We start from the raw sequence: 15,759 nt of genomic DNA, 5'->3' as shown, positions 1-15,759 counted from the left end.
CTGGTTATGATTTTTGTCTCCGCCTGCTTGGTTTATTTAGATTCTTCGTGAATTAACATAAATGATTAGCAAAGGAGAGTTGTGGCATGAAACTTAATAGTAGCCTTTTTGCTTTTGCCCTGTTATGCAGCTCCGCAATATATTCTGCAAACACTGACCCTCAAAAAACAACAGAACAAGCACTTCATTTGAATTGGTTGGATACCAGTATTTCACCGAGTAAGAATTTTTATTCTTATGCAGTCGGTAACTGGCAAAAAAACAACCCAATTCCTCCTGATTATTCAAGCTGGGGAAGCTTTAATCTTATCAATGAAAAAGTTCAAGATATTATTCACCAAATGCTAATCAATGCATCAAAAAATACCAACGCAAAACCAGGTAGCATAGAACAAAAAGTAGGTGATTTTTATTACAGCGGCATGGATGAAACCAGTATCAATCAACTGGGAATTAAGCCATTACAGCCTGAATTTGATCGTATTAATGACTTAAAAAATTTAACGGATTTACAAAGTGAAATAGCACATCTGCATCAAATAGGGGTGGGTGTATTCTTTAATTTTGGAAGCATGCAAGATTTTAAAAATAGTGAAGAGATGATCGCTGCTGCCATGCAGGGTGGATTAGGTTTACCTGATCGTGATTATTATCTAAAAGATGATGCTAAATTTAAACAAATTCGTGAGGCTTATGTTAATCACATCGCCAAAATGTTTGAGTTATTAGGTGATTCCCCTGATAAAGCAGCAGCTGAAGCAAATACAGTAATGAAATTAGAAACACAAATGGCCAAGGTTTCTCTGTCTCAAGTAGAGCAACGTGATCCCCATGCGATATATCATATTATGGATAAAGCTCAACTTGCCCAAGTGACTCCCAATTTTACTTGGCCTGCATATTTTTCAGCAATGGGTCAAGCACAAATAAAAAGTATGAATTTAGCAATGCCCGGTTTTTTTAAGGACATGAATAAACAATTAAAAACTGTTCCCTTAGAAGATTGGAAAACATATTTGCGTTGGCATTTAATTGATGCTTTTGCTTCGTACTTATCTAAACCTTTTGTCGATCAAAATTTTAAAATGGTAGCAGTCTTGACTGGTGCTGAGAAAATATTACCTCGATGGAAACGGGTTGTTGGTACAGAAAATGGTGCTTTAGGTTTTGCCATTGGTAAAATGTATGTGGATCGCTATTTCTCTCCAGAAGATAAAAAACAAGCTTTGGAGATACTCAAAAATATTCGCGCAGTTTTGCGTGAAGACATCAATACTTTATCATGGATGACCCCTGCTACACGTAAGGCTGCATTGAAGAAACTTGACATGATGGAAGAGCGGGTTGGTTACCCTTCCAAGTGGTGGGATTATTCCAAATTGATAGTTAATCGAGGACCATACGTATTAAATGTAATTCGAGCCAATGAATTTTTAACCCAACGAGATCTTAATAAAATTGGCAAACCTATAGATAGAACTGAATGGGTCATGACACCACAAACGATTAATGCATATTATGATCCCTCAATGAATAATTTAAATATTCCAGCGGGCATTCTTCAACCGCCATTTTTTGATCCAAATGCACCTGCTGCTTTGAATTATGGTGCAATTGGCTTTGTAATGGGGCATGAAATGACTCATGGGTTTGATGATCAAGGTGCACAATTTGATGGTCATGGCAATTTAAAAAATTGGTGGACACCAAGTGATTTAGAAAAATTCAAGACAGCAACACAGTGTATTGTGAATCAATTTTCACAATACACTGTAGATGATGGTTTGCATGTACAAGGAAAATTGGTTGTAGGAGAGGCAACTGCTGATTTGGGAGGTATCACTCTTGCTTATAGAGCCTTCCAGCATTCTGACGCATATAAAAATGCACCTACAATTGATGGTCTGACACCGGAGCAGCAATTTTTTATAGCGACAGCACATGTTTGGGCAATGAACATTCGACCACAACAATTACGTAATCAGGTAACGACTGATCCGCATCCTCCAGCTCAATATCGAGTAAATGGGAGCTTGGCTAATATTCCCCAATTTCAGGAGGCGTTCCATATTCCGAATGACAGTCCTATGGTAAATAAAAATCGTTGTGTGATCTGGTAATTAAGTGCTCATCCTGAATATTCAGGATTGAGCTGGGACAATTTGTATTGAATTGAAAAATGAAATAATTAAATTGCTTCCATTGTGAGCATTTGTTAGACTATCTGCGCCGTTTATTTATGATCACAATCGTGGAGATAATAATGACTAAAGAAGAAATGATCTGCCGTATTGTACGTTATGTAACCGAAAGACCAAGTACTAAAAAAGCATGTTGCGGATGAGCAATTTATCCGCTCTGCTTGATTATAAAAATAAAGCAGTAATAAACCATTTTTGCCATCATCATCCTGAGTTTTCTGAACAAGAAAGCCAGGTATTATTTACGGATTTATTGTCTTGGATGTGGTTAAATGCACAAAGGGCAAAACAGGGTAAAAAAACCTATCTTTTTGGCCCATTGCTTATTCTTGATGGGCTATGGCATTCTTTTATTCTCCATACACGAGATTATGTTGATTTTTCAATACGTTACTTTGATACTTATTTTCATCATGATGTTCAACCTGTTGGGCAAGAACATGTGATGGAAGAGGATGAATTGAATGACTACTTGCAAGATTGTTTTACTTATCTTGGCTCAGAATGGGTAGAGCGCCGTTTTGCAATAGCGCTCAATTGAAATGAATCGCTAATTTTTTCCGTAAATTATTGTGTGTGGGCACTAGAAGGCATCTTAATAGGGTGTAGGATCTCTCAGACTAGGCCATAGCTGCCAAGCTATAACGCGGATGTTGTCATTTCTGTGCAGGCAGGAATCCATCCATGAGCCACTATAAAAATGGATCTGCGTGGGATGACAGAGTCACTTGTGAATTGAGAATGTAAGGCTTTTTGATTTTATGTCATGTATTAGATGCGTTTTACCCTACCTGCTTGCTTTCATTATCACCGTCAGCCAAATGCAACAATGCTTTTTGTAATGGTTCATACGTGCAACTTTGACTTTCGCTAATTATGATCGCTTTAGCTTTTTCTGATAATTCGTGTTTTTGAAGGGGACGTGATTTTTCATATTGAATTTGAGGTTCAATAACAGTCACTTTAATTGAAGAAAGTTGATACATACCTGCTTCTTTACGTAATTTATCACGCAGTTCCGGAATCGCATAACGTAGTTGCGATGCCCAGGCGGCATCAGTAGTTGTTAATAACAAACAACCCTTATTAAAACTTCCTACCTGGCATTCGTTGACTAAAGCTTCAGGAAGCATAAGCTTGATTTTATTCGTAAGCTCTTCCAATTGAACAGAGCGTTGACATAGGTCAGTAAGCTGTTTATTAAGGCAACGACTGATTGAGCGCATTTTTCGATTCTAAAAAATTAAGAGAGTTAGTATATACTTCATACGAAGTATAGAATAGCAAATTCGAGCTAAATGCAATATTATAATTTTTTAGTAAACAATTCAAAATAATAGGTGAATCAATGTTTGAGAAGCCATACGACAGTAATGTTATTTTTTTTACTCGAATGCATTGGATAATATTTCTTTGGCCAGTTCTCGCTTTATGTGCTGCTTTGGCGATTGTTTTTTATGCTGCAGAAATAGATATCTTACAAAAAATTGGCTACGGCCTGGCTGCTGTAGCTTTACTATGGATTGGAATGACTTGGATGACCTATTATTTTTCTTCAGTCACGATCAAGAAAAATCATGTTATTATTCGTACTGGAGTTGTTGTAAGGCAAACGATCGATATTCCATTAAGCAAGATTGAAGCAATCGATATTCGTCAATCGCTTTTGGGCAGCATGTTGAGCTATGGGATGATATGCATTACCGGAACTGGTGGTACACGTCGCATTATTAATTTTTTGCATCACCCGTTGACTTGTAGGCGGTACATTGAGCAACTTTTGGGTGAGTTGAATCGGAATGATTAGCCTTTTATATTTTTGAGTGAAGAGGAATTAAAATATTATGGAGTAGGGCCAACGCAGTGGAACCTGGGTTTCTTGAGGTGGTTTTCCCTTGTTATGGCCTAAAAATTTGCACAAAATTTTTCATAGCACGTACTGCGCTTTATGCCTGAGAGATTTATAGAATTTTTAAGGCTATGCCTTCCCCCAATCTGATATCATTTCATAAAATTAAATTCTCGCTAGAAGTTCTGCTTTAGTTTTTTCATCAACAAAAGCAGCTTCTATAGCCATACGTGTAATTTTGTTCATTGTCTCATCACTGTAGCTATAAGATTTTTGTACACGTTGATATTCTCGACCTAACGTGGTACTCATAAATGGCGGATCATCTGAACTGATGCTGATCTTAATACCTGTGTCATAAAATTTAGGCAAAGGATGTTCATTCATATCTTTAAACAAGCCCAAAAAGATATTGCTTGAAGGACACACCTCTAAAGTAATCCCTCGCTCTTTTACCATGTCCATAGTTTCTGGCGAATAAATTGCATTAACCCCATGACCTATACGTTGAATTGGTAAATTCTCCATAGCCTCTACCATTCCGCTTGCAGGAGCAAATTCACCTGCATGGACAGTACATTGTAAACCCGCGTCGGCTGCGATACGGTATGCTTTACTGAAAAGTTTCGGAGGAAACTTTGCTTCATCACCGCCTAAACCAAAGCCTGTGACACATGGAAATCTATCTTTATGAGCTTGTTGTGCCACATGCTCTACTGCTTGGACACCAAAATGGCGAACTGCAGTAATGATAATACGTCCTACTATATTAAATTGCTCTTTGGCATCGTCAATTGCTTGTTGAATTGCAGCCAAGTGTTCTGCAGAAGGAATTTTACTGGAGAGCTCAGCATGATCAGGTGAATACATCATCTCCACATAAATAGTATCTTCTTGGGCGCGAGCTCGTAAATAGTCTAAGGTAATATCATAATAATCCTGAGGATACCGAATCACTGATGCAAGCGTATCATAAACTTTTAAAAAATCGAGGAAGTCTTTGGATAAATAGCTTGCCCCATCTGGGGCGACAAGACCCTCAGGCAGAACTAATTTATTTCGTGCGGCTAGTTTTGCAGCTAATTTGGGAATGATAGTTCCTTCCAAATGGACATGTAATTCTGCTTTTTTTAAACTCATCTTCAGCCCCTAATTTCTTTAAAAGTTGGCAAGTTCAACTACTTTTTCTAGAATAATGGTAACTTAGCTGAAAAAGCTATAAAATACCTGATTTAAATTATAGTCATTTTGGATTGGTTATGAGTTCAGACGATATAGATAAAGCTTATGTAAGTCCCTATGATAAATTTTTATTTGAATTTGATGCAACTCATGATAAATCCGCATCACAAATAAAAGAGATTAACAAGCACAAGCGTATTTTTTTGATGCGTGATAATAAAGATTATGAAAACAAAAAAGGTGAAATCTGGGAAGAGTTTTAAATATTAGTACCTGGGTGGATGCATGAAGGAACTCAGGATGTGCATCCCTAGTTCCTTTTTTTTGCAACCCCCAGAAATCTATTTGGCCTAGCCTATAAAAGAATGCAGCAATTTGTAAGCTAAAATCGTCAAGATAGACGCAGCAGGTAATGTCAGTATCCAGGACATAAAGATGTTGCGAATTACAATCAGATTTAATGCGCCAATACCGCGTGCCAAGCCTACCCCAAGAACTGCGCCAACCAATGTTTGTGTCGCTGAAACTGGAATACCTGTACTTGTTGCGACAACAACAGTTGTTGCGGCAGAAAGAGTGGCAGCGAAAGCACGGCTAGGAGTAAGTGCAGTGATGGCGCTCCCTACAGTTTCAATCACTTTTCTACCATACATAAGCAAACCTGTGACCACGCCAACACAGCCTAATAATATGATCCATGCTGGATAATTATTGGCATCAAACACTTGATGGGAATTCATAATCAAGCTGTAAATAATTGAGAGTGGTCCCACGGCTAAGGCTACATCATTCGAACCATGTGCAAAAGCCATTGCGCATGCGGTCATTGCCATCAGTACAGCAAAATATTTTTCAACTTGGATAAATCGCTCTCTGCGTCTTATCCTATGATGTTCCGGTATTCGTTTAATAATTACCATACCTATAATGGTGATAATAATACTGGTTGCAAGAGTAACTGCCAGATTTTGTTTGAAATTGAGATGAATGTGAAAATGATGAAGCCCCTTAAATACAGTGATAAATGACAAAATTGAGCCAATGAGAAAAAGGTAAATCGGGATATACAATTTAGCTTTAGCGAGTGGATTACTTTTGATAAAAATGGTTTGTTGAATACTGATAAATAACATATAAGCAGTGATCCCTGAAATCATGGGTGAGGTAACCCAGCTTATAGCGATGCGGCTTACTTGGTTCCAATGAATTGCTTGCGGACCGAGTACTATGGTGCCAAAACCTACCATTGAACCTACTAAAGCATTAGTAATAGAAACAGGAACTCCAAGGTAACTCGCCAGATTCATCCAAATAGTGCAAGCTAATAAAACACCTAGCATTCCTTCAATAAGAATAAGTGGTTGTCCAGAGAGCTCACTGGAATTAATAATCCCATCGCGCATTGTTTCTGTAACACCAGTTCCTCCTAAAAATGCACCAGCAAATTCAAAAATTATGGCGATCAGCATTGCTTGTCTGGCAGTAACTGCTTTTGAGCCCATAGTAGTGCTCATGACATTGGCCAAATCGTTAGCGCCAACCCCCCAAGTCATCAGAAAACACAAAATGACTGCTGCAAGAAGATATATAATTGAATAATCCATAAAACGTGACTACCGAGCTATTAGAATTTGAAGACGACTACCCACATGTTGAGCACCATCGGCTAAATCATCAATCAATTGGACCAATTCATAGAGGAATATTGCATCGATTGCAGATAAATCTTTTTCGATTTCAAAAATACGATGCCTGATATCCGCTAGGCGTTCATCGCTGTCATGTTCAATCTCATAAAGTGTTAAAATCATTTCTTCAACGATTTTAACTTCAGATCCTCTGAAACCTGCCTCAAGCAATTCATCCAACTCATTGATTGCTTTACACGCTTGCTTTGATGCATCCAGACAACGACTTAAAAAAGGCATAAAAACAGGAACGAGTGGTTCTGGAATAATCATTTGCCTGCTTATAATGAGTTTTGCGATGCCTTTAGTTTTTTTTGCAATGAGATTCTGGGCACTGAGCACTTCAAGCAAGTCAGTGCGCGAAACAGGGAGAAAGAGACCTGTAGGCAAATGAAGACGTAGATCCCGCTTGATTAAATCGGCTTCTTTTTTTAGTGAAATTATTTTTTCTGCTATTTTATTAGCAGTAGACCAGTCTTTTTTTAGAGCCGCTTCAAAAAATGGGTAGAGTTGTTTGGCACATTGATGTACTTTACGCATGTGTTGTTCTATCGGTCTTATCGGTGAAGGACCAAATATATTAAATATGCTACCCATGGTGTTGCATCTCTTAAGCAAATTTTCGAGAAGTATACCCAAACTTTTTCAGGAACAAAACTATTGAATCATAGTTCGCGGATTTTTTCGGTTTTTCTTGCTCTTTTGCGGTTAAAAATAAAAATATTTTTAATTTGCTCCATGAATTCTTCATCTTAGTCTACAATTGAAAATATTGGGGTTTACCATTATAAGTTTTTCTTAATTGCCCTAGGGAACAGAAAGGAGCTCAGGATGCAGCGATTTTGCCTAATAGGATTATTGTTGTTAGCAAGTAATGTGTTTTCCCAAACAATCACAAAAGTAATTGAGCTACACTATGTTCCAGTCCAAAAAGTTATCCAACTAATACAACCTTTACTGCAAACTGGGGAAAAAATAAGCGGTTCTGGGGAAACTTTAGTAGTTCAGGTTTCGCCGGAAACACTTACCCAAATCAGGACCGTACTACATCAAATTGATGTACCCCCAGTAACATTTAAAATTTCTATTTATCAAGGTGATCCAGATTGGCTTACTGCACAAAATGAAAATTCCGTAAGCTACAGTTCAAAATCTCCAGCTGAAGTAAAACGTTCACAATCTGTTAACGTAATGAGTGGCGAATCTGCCTTCGTATCTACCGATGAAGAAGTACCCATCATCACTTCAGTAGGGGCAGGATTTTTTACAACAGGAATTACCTACCAGCAGCATCAGATCAAAAATGGTTTATTAGTGCAACCCATCATGCGGGGTTCAAAGGTTGAATTAAAGCTGCGTCGAGTACGGGAACAACAAGATCCTGCGGGAGGGCAACAGTTTGATAATCAAAATATAGACACCACTTTAATGGTTCCATTAAATAAATGGGTTTCTCTAGGAACTGCTGAGGGAACAGGAGATACTGATTCTACGGCTGTATCTTATACAGCAGGAAGACCATTCTCTCAGCAAGCAACACTTTATGTAAAGGTTTCAGTCGAACGTGATCTTCAATAATAGAATAAAAATTAAACAATTTGTTTATGGTATATAATTAATATAGAGATACTAACTAATAAACTGACCTTTCAGGAGGGCTCATGGCAATTATAAGCTCCTTGGCTAATCACTTGCTGATCGCAATGCCTTCCCTCAATGATCCTAATTTTGAAAGAACCGTTATTTATATTTGCGAACACCATGAACAAGGTTCAATAGGCTTAATTATAAATCGTCCAATGCAATTTCCTTTGGCAATTGTTTTTGAGCAACTCCATATCGAGCCAGTTCGTATGGAGCAAAGCCGATTGCCTCTGATGTTTGGTGGCCCAGTACAACCTGAGAGAGGTTTTGTTATCCATAAGCAATTTGGAGGTTGGCGTTCCAGTTTGTTTCTGCAAGATGAGGTGACCGTAACCACATCAAATGATATTATTCGTGCGATTGCAGAAGATAAAGGCCCTAAAGACGTTTTAATTACTTTAGGCTATGCTGGATGGGTAGAGAATCAATTAGAAAAAGAAATTCTCGAAAATACTTGGTTAATTTGCCCATATCGCTCAGAGATTCTGTATGAGGTACCCTTCGAAGATCGTTGGGAATATGCGGGATCCACTTTGGGGATCAAAATGAGTCAACTTAGTTCAAATATTGGCCATGCCTAGTCCTGTTTATATAGGTTTTGATTTTGGTTATAAACGCATTGGTGTTGCAGTAGGTCAGCAACTCACACGCAGTGCTTCTCCTCTGGCCACGCTGAGTGCCCGCAGGGGTATTCCTGATTGGAATGCAGTAGCTAAAGTTATTGCCGAATGGTCACCACAAGCATTAATAGTTGGTATCCCCACCTGTATTGACGGCAGTGAATTGTATACGACTTCTGCTGCGCGGCGGTTTGCCAAAGAATTACATAAACGATTTTCTCTGTCAGTACATTTAGTTGATGAGCGACTCTCAACTGTTGAGGCTAGAGAGCAATTGTTTGCGCAAGGTGGATATCGTAAAATCAAACAATCTGAGGTAGATAGTATCGCGGCGTGTGTTATACTGGAGCAATGGCTGCAACATCCTGAATAGGGTATATTTCCATTTCTACTATCTTGGCCCAAATGACCTGATTTTGTGTGCTTCGATGCGCGAAAAAATCAAGTCATTTTGCCCCGGATCAAGTCCGGGGGAAATGGAAACAGACCCTAATGTTTAGTTTGGTAAATTAGGGATTTTATAATGCTGACGTCCCGCGGCTTGACCCGGGATCCATAGATGGCGAGAGATTCCTGGATCTCGGGTCAAGCCGCAGGACATCGGTATAAATAAAATCTGTAAATTAATAAATTAGACTCTAGCCTCCTGGCGGTTAAGTTAAAAAGATAAGGGTTTTATGAATCATTTCTTAGAAATTAGTCAATTATCACGGCAACAGATTGAGTCTTTACTGCAACGTGCAGTTTATTTCAAACAGCATAATCATTATCCTTCATATGCCCAACATACTGTTGCGAATTTGTTTTATGAAAACAGTACTCGCACTCGAGTGAGTTTTGAGTTAGCTGCAAATCGTTTATCTATGCCGGTAATTAATTTAAATCTACAAAGCTCTTCCGAAACCAAAGGAGAGATTATTGAAGATACACTCCGTAACCTTGCTGCTATGGGAATTCAACATTTTGTGATTCGCCATAGAGAAGAAGGTTTACAGCAAAGCTTAGCAAATCGAATTGGGAAGAATGCTCATATAATTAATGCAGGTGACGGTACCCATGCGCATCCCAGCCAAGCTTTGCTTGATATGATGACGATTCTTGAACAAAAACCGCAGTTGGATCAATTAAAAATAGCAATTCTAGGAAACATTAGGCATTCGCGAGTAGCCAATTCATTTCAATGCATTTGTGCGCAATTAGGTGTAGGTGAGCTGGTTTTAGTCGCGCCGGAACTTTGGCAGCCAAAAACAGTGCATTATGGACGGGTAACTCATGATTTACGTGATGGGTTAACTGATGCAGATGTAGTGATTTGTTTGCGGGTACAACACGAACGCTTCTTGGAGTCTGATCATTTGGATTTAGATTCTTATCGTCGTGATTTTGCTTTGACAAAAGAAAACCTTGCTTATACTAACTCTGATGTGATGGTGATGCATCCAGGACCTATAAATCGCGGTGTTGAAATAGATAATGATGTGGCCGATGGCGCAAATTCTTTTATATTGCAGCAAGTCACTAACGGTGTTTTTGTGCGTATGGCAATTTTTGATGCTTTATGTAACCAAGGATAGTATAGGGTTTGTTTCCATTTCTCCCAGACTTGATCCGGGGCAAAATGACCTGATTTTTGAGTACCGAAGTGCAGAAAGTCAGGACAGTTTGGCTAAGAGAGTAGAAATGTAAATAGGCCTGTAATCCACAAAGGAAGTGCAATTTAAAACAGGAAAGCCCCAAGGATATCTCCATGAGTCATTGCTACCGGAATATATGCATTCTCGTGCTTCTGAGCTTCTATTGCGTGCTTTCTTTTTTCATTTTCAAGCATTATCAACGGATTGATTTTTCTTCTTTCTATTACTCAGCTCAGGCTTTACTGCATGATGAAAATCCTTATAGAAATTTTTTTACTGCATATTCGCCTTCCATAAAGATATTACCCGCCAATTTAAATCCACCTTTTGCTTTCTGGCTTTTTGATTTTTTTGCACGGCTAAGTTTTTCCAACGCATTAATTGTCTGGTTTTGTTTTTCTCTTATTTTAGGAATAATTGGTATAACCATTACATTTCGTTTTGCGTTTGCTACCCAATTTTTACAGAAAAACTATGTGAATTTATACCTTCTTTATTTCGCATTTTTTCCGACATTAATGAATTTTGTAACGCAGCAATTTGGCTGCATTTTATTGTTTTTCATCATGTTGGGTTATTATTTTTATTTGAATCATCGCGATTATATTGCAGGGATATTATGGGGCATTATTATTGCAATTAAATTATTTCCCGCATTGTTACTTTTTTATACTTTAAAACAAGGCCGGAAGAAAGTTTTTGTAACTATGATAGCTACTCTTTTAATGGCTGTACTTCTTCCCGTTCTATTTCATGGTCCAATGATTTATAAACACTATTTCAAAATGATGAATCATGTATTTTGGTATGGCGATGATTGGAATGCCTCAATTTATGGTTTTATTTTCCGTCTCTTTTTTGGGGGGGAGAAACTCCCTAATATGTCCTATTTAATACCAATTAATTTATTGTATGGCGTTCTCTTTGTTATTTTATTTCTTTGGTATTGGAGAAAACTAGGGCCAACCGAAAGTAACCCGATCAATCATCAACCCTTTTGCCTCACATTGGCTATGATGCTATTTATGAGCCCTTTTGGCTGGATGTATTATTTTTCTTTATTAATTTTTCCTATGATACTTACGTGGTTTGCCGCTTTGGAGGAGCAACAAAGTCCTGCAAAAACTATGTTTGTTTGGCTTTTGTGTCTTTTTCTCGTCAACTTCCCCATTGACTACTTGAACAGCCAAGATATGCCTGATTTATTGGTGCGAATCAGTTTCTTCTCCAGTTTTTTTTATGGTTTAATTCTTTTAATTTTTCTTTTAGGCAAAAGAAAAAAAATCTATGGAAATAATGAAATTTTAGGTGATGGAACGAAACATTATTCAATATCTGTAATCATCATTATTTTTATACTCGGCGTGTTTGTCCCCATAATATATTACCTTATACGTTTATTAAATTTGCATTTGAATTTAGGATTACCCTAAATTCAAATGCAAAAAATAGCTTCCTGGTTTTTTTAGGACTATAGGTTTCCAGGAGCGCGCAAAGCATGTCTAAAGGATAATGCCTGTTGTAGATGAGTTTGAAAAACCTGACTGCTTTCGTTCATATCCGCTATAGTTCGCGCAACTTTCAATAGGCGATGATATCCTCGTGCAGACAATTTGAGTTGCAGTGTAGACTGGCGTAAAAAATTTTGTTCTTGAATACCTAATGCACAAATTTTTTCACAACTATTGGCACTTAAAGAGGCATTAAGACATTTTTGTCGATCCAATTGCAGGGTACGCACTTTGATTACCTTTTCCCGGACAAGATCACTTTGTTTATTGGGATTAATGTTAGGAGTAATTAATTCTTCCTGAGTTAATGCTTGCACAGAAATATGCATATCGATACGATCCAATAGGGGTGCTGATATCTTGGCATGATAACGCTTAATTTGCTCTGGACTGCATAAACAGTTCGCTTGAGGATTACCCCATTGTCCGCAAGGACAGGGATTCATCGCTGCAATAAGCTGGAATTTAGCTGGGAATTCTGTTTGTGCAGCAGCTCTTGAAATACATATTGTCCCTGCTTCAAGTGGTTGTCTTAATGTTTCTAGAACTTGCCGGTTAAATTCAGGTAATTCATCAAGAAACAGAACTCCATGATGCGCCAGAGAGATTTCTCCTGGTTTAGGTGGATTACCTCCGCCAACTAAAGATACAGGTGAGGCAGTATGGTGTGGCGAGCGGAAAGGAGGAGAGCGCCATTCACTAAAATCAGGTAATTTACCGCGTATGGAATTGATGGCTACACATTCCAGGGCTTCTTTTTCAGATAATTGGGGCAAAAGTGTATTAAATCGTTTTGCTAACATGGTCTTACCGCTTCCGGGAGCCCCACTTAGTAGAATACTATGTCCACCGCAAGCGGCAATCTCCATTGCTTTTTTCGCGTGAAACTGTCCTTTGATATCAGACCAGTCCATTGTGTGTTGAGCTGAACAAGATTTTGGCTTGGGTGGTAAAGAGTGTAATGAAGTTCCTTGGCAAAGATAGCTGCATACTTCTCGCAAATTGTTAGCACTATAGATGTTTGGATAGCCTGTTAATGATGCTTCATGAGCATTTGCAGTGGCGATAATAAGTAAACTTTGGTCCTTATGCGCCGCTAATACTGCGGGAATAATTGCGGAAATGCCTCGAAGTTCACCACTTAAAGCAAGTTCTGCGATAAATTCATGGTTGGCTAATTGGGTTTGAGGAATTTGGTTGGAAGCAGCCAGAATGCCAAGAGCAATTGGCAAATCAAAACCGCTTCCAGTTTTAGGTAAATCAGCAGGTCCCAGATTCACTGTAATTTTACGGCAGGGAAATTCAAATTGGCTATTAATAATAGCAGAACGAACTCGATCCTTGCTTTCTTTCACTGCGGTTTCAGCAAGGCCTACTATTGTAAAGCTCGGCAAACCATTTGATAAATGTACTTCTACTGATACAGGCTGTGCCAATATCCCAATAGTACTACGCGTTTTAATAAACGAAAGATTCATTGTTTATTCCTTTAATGTTGGACACAAAATGAGCGACAAAATTTTCCTATTAGAGCTCTTGCATATCCCGCAAGAACTCTATTATCGCTTGGGCTTATACGGTAATTACTTTTGCTCTTTGTTAAGTTGGGCTATTAAAACATCGAGTTGCTTTTGCAGAAGATCTACCTTTTCTCGAGTTCGCGCCAGAACTTTAGTTTGCACATCAAATTCTTCACGGGTAATAAGATCCATATGAGCAAAAGCAGCTTGGAGTACATCTTTAAATTTTTGTTGGATGTCTTTTTCAATGTTTTGTAGACTTGGGGGGAGAGCGGCAAAAAGTTTTTTTGCTAAATCGTCAAATTGTTTGGGGTCGAACATAATCACTCCATTTTTGTTTTGCAAAGGTACGTGCCCAGCCCCATCCGTTCGAGTGAACATTAATATAGGTTTGAGCCATTACTTGCAAAGAGTCTAACAAAAGTATAATCACAGCGGAATATATTATGAAAATGATTATGGCAATTATTAAACCTTTTAAATTAGATGATGTTCATGAGGCTTTAATGGAAATAGGAGTACCGGGAATAACCATTTCCGAGACTCGTGGTTTTGGAAGACAAAAAGGTCATACTGAGTTGTATCGTGGTGCTGAATATGTAGTGGATTTTCTTCCTAAAATTAAAATTGAACTTGCTTTACCTGATGATATGGTTGAGGCTGCAATTGAAGCAATTTGCAAGTCGGCTTATACCGGTAAAATTGGTGATGGCAAAATTTTTGTTTATGAATTGCAACAAGTGGTCCGCGTGCGTACCGGGGAAATGAATGCGGATGCTTTAACGTAGATTATTTGTTCAAGGAGGTATACTTGAATTTTGGAGAAAGGCTGTATTTGACGCATCTTTCGCGAAAGATGCGTCAAATACAGCCTTTCGGTGGATAAGGCGTGAACGCTTCGTGAATTATCCACCATACCAATAAATAGCACGTTGGGTAATGACAGCGCTGAGCTGAATATCCCACGGTTCTGGCTCAAGATAATCATCTACACGTTGGAATTGGTAAGCTACCCCAAATAGTGGACAATTTTCTTTACCTTTAAAGGTACGGTCGTAATAACCCGCCCCCATGCCGAGGCGATTACATCGTACATCAAAAGCAACTAATGGAACTAAAACCAAATCCAACTCTTCCACAGGAATGGCTAAATCGGGGCTAACATCAGGTTCGGCAATTCCGTAGCGATTTTTTTGAAAAGGGGTATCAGCTGTTGCAGGTAAAAAAGAAAGAGTTAAATCCTCATTAAGAGCTGGGAAGTAACAGAGTTTTTCTTGTAAGAGTGCATTCTTCCAGAGTTCATCTAAATCAATTTCACCATTGACCGCAAAATAAAGTGCTATTTTTTTTGCATGTCGATATTGCTCCAGCAAGCGGATGCGAGTACAAATTTGATTTGAAGCAGTAGCACGATATGAAACAGATATCTTGGATCGTATTTGTTTCATCGTGTCTCTTAAAGCCTTCTTGACGTGATCGGTCATACAGGTATCAGTGTATTGCTCTTATTAAATTATCGATTTTTTATGGTAAAAATTCAAGGTATTGCAATGCTCTAAAAAATTTGTCACTCTGAAAATCCAGGGAATTGCTAATTTTTTTTAAAAAAAACTAGTCAAGAATATAAAAATAAGGTATATAAGCCGTCCTGGTTTTTATGATCCTTTTGGATAGGATCTAGGTACAGTATAACTCATTGAGAGAATGGTATGAGTGATTTGTTTGAAGATGATGAAGATGCTGTTGTAGAAGTCGGAGAAGACTTCGTTGATGTTGACTGTGAATTAGATGTTGAAGCGGAAGTTATGGAAACGGTTCCTCGTGGCTTGGATGCACGTAGGAAGTTGGAAAATATGTTAGATGAAAAACGTTTGCGTGACGAGCTGGATGATTTTGGAGACTACTAACAG

18 protein-coding genes are annotated in these 15,759 nt (G+C 38.3%); 11 read left to right on the top strand and 7 right to left on the bottom strand.

Going from position 1 to position 15,759, the window contains the following annotated elements:
• The first annotated feature begins 86 nt into the window (after positions 1-86).
• The gene (locus A8O27_RS07045) at positions 87-2,120 is read left to right on the top strand and encodes a M13 family metallopeptidase (protein WP_064115075.1); all 2,034 of its coding nucleotides are present in this window, start codon (positions 87-89) and stop codon (positions 2,118-2,120) included.
• Positions 2,121-2,340: 220 nt separating this feature from the next.
• On the top strand, positions 2,341-2,742 hold the full coding sequence (locus A8O27_RS07040; RefSeq protein ID WP_115684328.1) for a UCP032817 domain-containing protein: 402 nt from the start codon (positions 2,341-2,343) through the stop codon (positions 2,740-2,742).
• 241 nt (positions 2,743-2,983) lie between these two features.
• Here the strand turns inward: A8O27_RS07040 and A8O27_RS07035 are convergent, their stop codons facing one another.
• Entirely contained in the window at positions 2,984-3,427 is a 444-nt protein-coding gene (locus A8O27_RS07035) for a DciA family protein (RefSeq protein WP_058458661.1), read from the bottom strand.
• Between the two features lie 122 nt (positions 3,428-3,549).
• On the opposite strand from A8O27_RS07035, the gene A8O27_RS07030 reads away from it, so the two are divergent.
• The gene (locus tag A8O27_RS07030) at positions 3,550-4,008 is read left to right on the top strand and encodes a PH domain-containing protein (RefSeq protein ID WP_058458660.1); all 459 of its coding nucleotides are present in this window, start codon (positions 3,550-3,552) and stop codon (positions 4,006-4,008) included.
• Between the two features lie 207 nt (positions 4,009-4,215).
• On the opposite strand, the gene A8O27_RS07025 is transcribed toward A8O27_RS07030, so the two are convergent.
• On the bottom strand, positions 4,216-5,190 hold the full coding sequence (locus A8O27_RS07025) for an adenosine deaminase (RefSeq protein WP_058458659.1): 975 nt from the start codon (positions 5,188-5,190) through the stop codon (positions 4,216-4,218).
• Positions 5,191-5,309: 119 nt separating this feature from the next.
• Between A8O27_RS07025 and A8O27_RS07020 the strand changes: the two genes are divergently transcribed.
• Positions 5,310-5,495, top strand: a complete 186-nt coding sequence (locus tag A8O27_RS07020; RefSeq protein WP_058458658.1) for a CBU_0585 family protein — start codon at positions 5,310-5,312, stop codon at positions 5,493-5,495.
• Between the two features lie 87 nt (positions 5,496-5,582).
• Here the strand turns inward: A8O27_RS07020 and A8O27_RS07015 are convergent, their stop codons facing one another.
• Together A8O27_RS07015 and A8O27_RS07010 are read right to left on the bottom strand one after the other, a co-directional pair.
• Positions 5,583-6,836: an inorganic phosphate transporter gene (locus A8O27_RS07015; protein WP_058458657.1), complete on the bottom strand. Its 1,254-nt coding sequence runs from the start codon at positions 6,834-6,836 to the stop codon at positions 5,583-5,585.
• A 9-nt stretch (positions 6,837-6,845) separates the two neighbouring features.
• On the bottom strand, positions 6,846-7,517 hold the full coding sequence (locus A8O27_RS07010) for a TIGR00153 family protein (protein ID WP_058458656.1): 672 nt from the start codon (positions 7,515-7,517) through the stop codon (positions 6,846-6,848).
• A gap of 234 nt (positions 7,518-7,751) precedes the next feature.
• Here A8O27_RS07010 and A8O27_RS07005 point away from each other — a divergent pair, with 234 nt between their 5' ends.
• From A8O27_RS07005 to A8O27_RS06985, 5 genes are all read left to right on the top strand, one after another.
• Positions 7,752-8,498: a type II/III secretion system protein gene (locus A8O27_RS07005; protein WP_058458655.1), complete on the top strand. Its 747-nt coding sequence runs from the start codon at positions 7,752-7,754 to the stop codon at positions 8,496-8,498.
• 83 nt (positions 8,499-8,581) lie between these two features.
• Entirely contained in the window at positions 8,582-9,145 is a 564-nt protein-coding gene (locus A8O27_RS07000; protein WP_058458654.1) for a YqgE/AlgH family protein, read from the top strand.
• Positions 9,138-9,557, top strand: coding sequence for a Holliday junction resolvase RuvX (gene ruvX, locus A8O27_RS06995; protein WP_058458653.1), 420 nt, complete (start codon positions 9,138-9,140; stop codon positions 9,555-9,557). Before A8O27_RS07000 ends, ruvX begins: the two co-directional genes overlap by 8 nt.
• Positions 9,558-9,861: 304 nt before the next feature.
• A complete protein-coding gene (locus A8O27_RS06990) occupies positions 9,862-10,758 on the top strand; it encodes an aspartate carbamoyltransferase catalytic subunit (RefSeq protein ID WP_058458652.1) in 897 nt (298 codons plus the stop codon).
• A 173-nt stretch (positions 10,759-10,931) separates the two neighbouring features.
• Positions 10,932-12,251 carry a glycosyltransferase family 87 protein gene (locus A8O27_RS06985; RefSeq protein ID WP_058458651.1) on the top strand — a complete coding sequence of 440 codons (1,320 nt, stop codon included), beginning with the start codon at positions 10,932-10,934 and terminating at the stop codon, positions 12,249-12,251.
• Positions 12,252-12,289: 38 nt separating this feature from the next.
• On the opposite strand, the gene A8O27_RS06980 is transcribed toward A8O27_RS06985, so the two are convergent.
• Both A8O27_RS06980 and ubiK read right to left on the bottom strand, forming a co-directional pair.
• On the bottom strand, positions 12,290-13,807 hold the full coding sequence (locus A8O27_RS06980) for a YifB family Mg chelatase-like AAA ATPase (protein WP_058458650.1): 1,518 nt from the start codon (positions 13,805-13,807) through the stop codon (positions 12,290-12,292).
• A gap of 105 nt (positions 13,808-13,912) precedes the next feature.
• Positions 13,913-14,170, bottom strand: a complete 258-nt coding sequence (gene ubiK / locus A8O27_RS06975; RefSeq protein WP_058458649.1) for a ubiquinone biosynthesis accessory factor UbiK — start codon at positions 14,168-14,170, stop codon at positions 13,913-13,915.
• 125 nt (positions 14,171-14,295) lie between these two features.
• Between ubiK and A8O27_RS06970 the strand changes: the two genes are divergently transcribed.
• Positions 14,296-14,637: a P-II family nitrogen regulator gene (locus A8O27_RS06970; RefSeq protein ID WP_058458648.1), complete on the top strand. Its 342-nt coding sequence runs from the start codon at positions 14,296-14,298 to the stop codon at positions 14,635-14,637.
• Between the two features lie 117 nt (positions 14,638-14,754).
• Here A8O27_RS06970 and A8O27_RS06965 read toward each other — a convergent pair whose 3' ends face one another.
• On the bottom strand, positions 14,755-15,333 hold the full coding sequence (locus A8O27_RS06965) for a 5-formyltetrahydrofolate cyclo-ligase (protein ID WP_058458647.1): 579 nt from the start codon (positions 15,331-15,333) through the stop codon (positions 14,755-14,757).
• Between the two features lie 225 nt (positions 15,334-15,558).
• Between A8O27_RS06965 and A8O27_RS06960 the strand changes: the two genes are divergently transcribed.
• Complete coding sequence (locus A8O27_RS06960) at positions 15,559-15,756, top strand: PA3496 family putative envelope integrity protein (RefSeq protein WP_058458646.1); 198 nt, start codon at positions 15,559-15,561, stop codon at positions 15,754-15,756.
• The last annotated feature ends 3 nt before the right edge of the window (positions 15,757-15,759 follow it).

The organism is Legionella bozemanae, assembly GCF_001648595.1.
Classification (GTDB): Bacteria; Pseudomonadota; Gammaproteobacteria; order Legionellales; family Legionellaceae; genus Legionella; species Legionella bozemanae.
The sequence above is the reverse complement of the archived record's forward strand: the minus strand, read 5'-3'. Positions and strand labels throughout refer to the sequence as shown.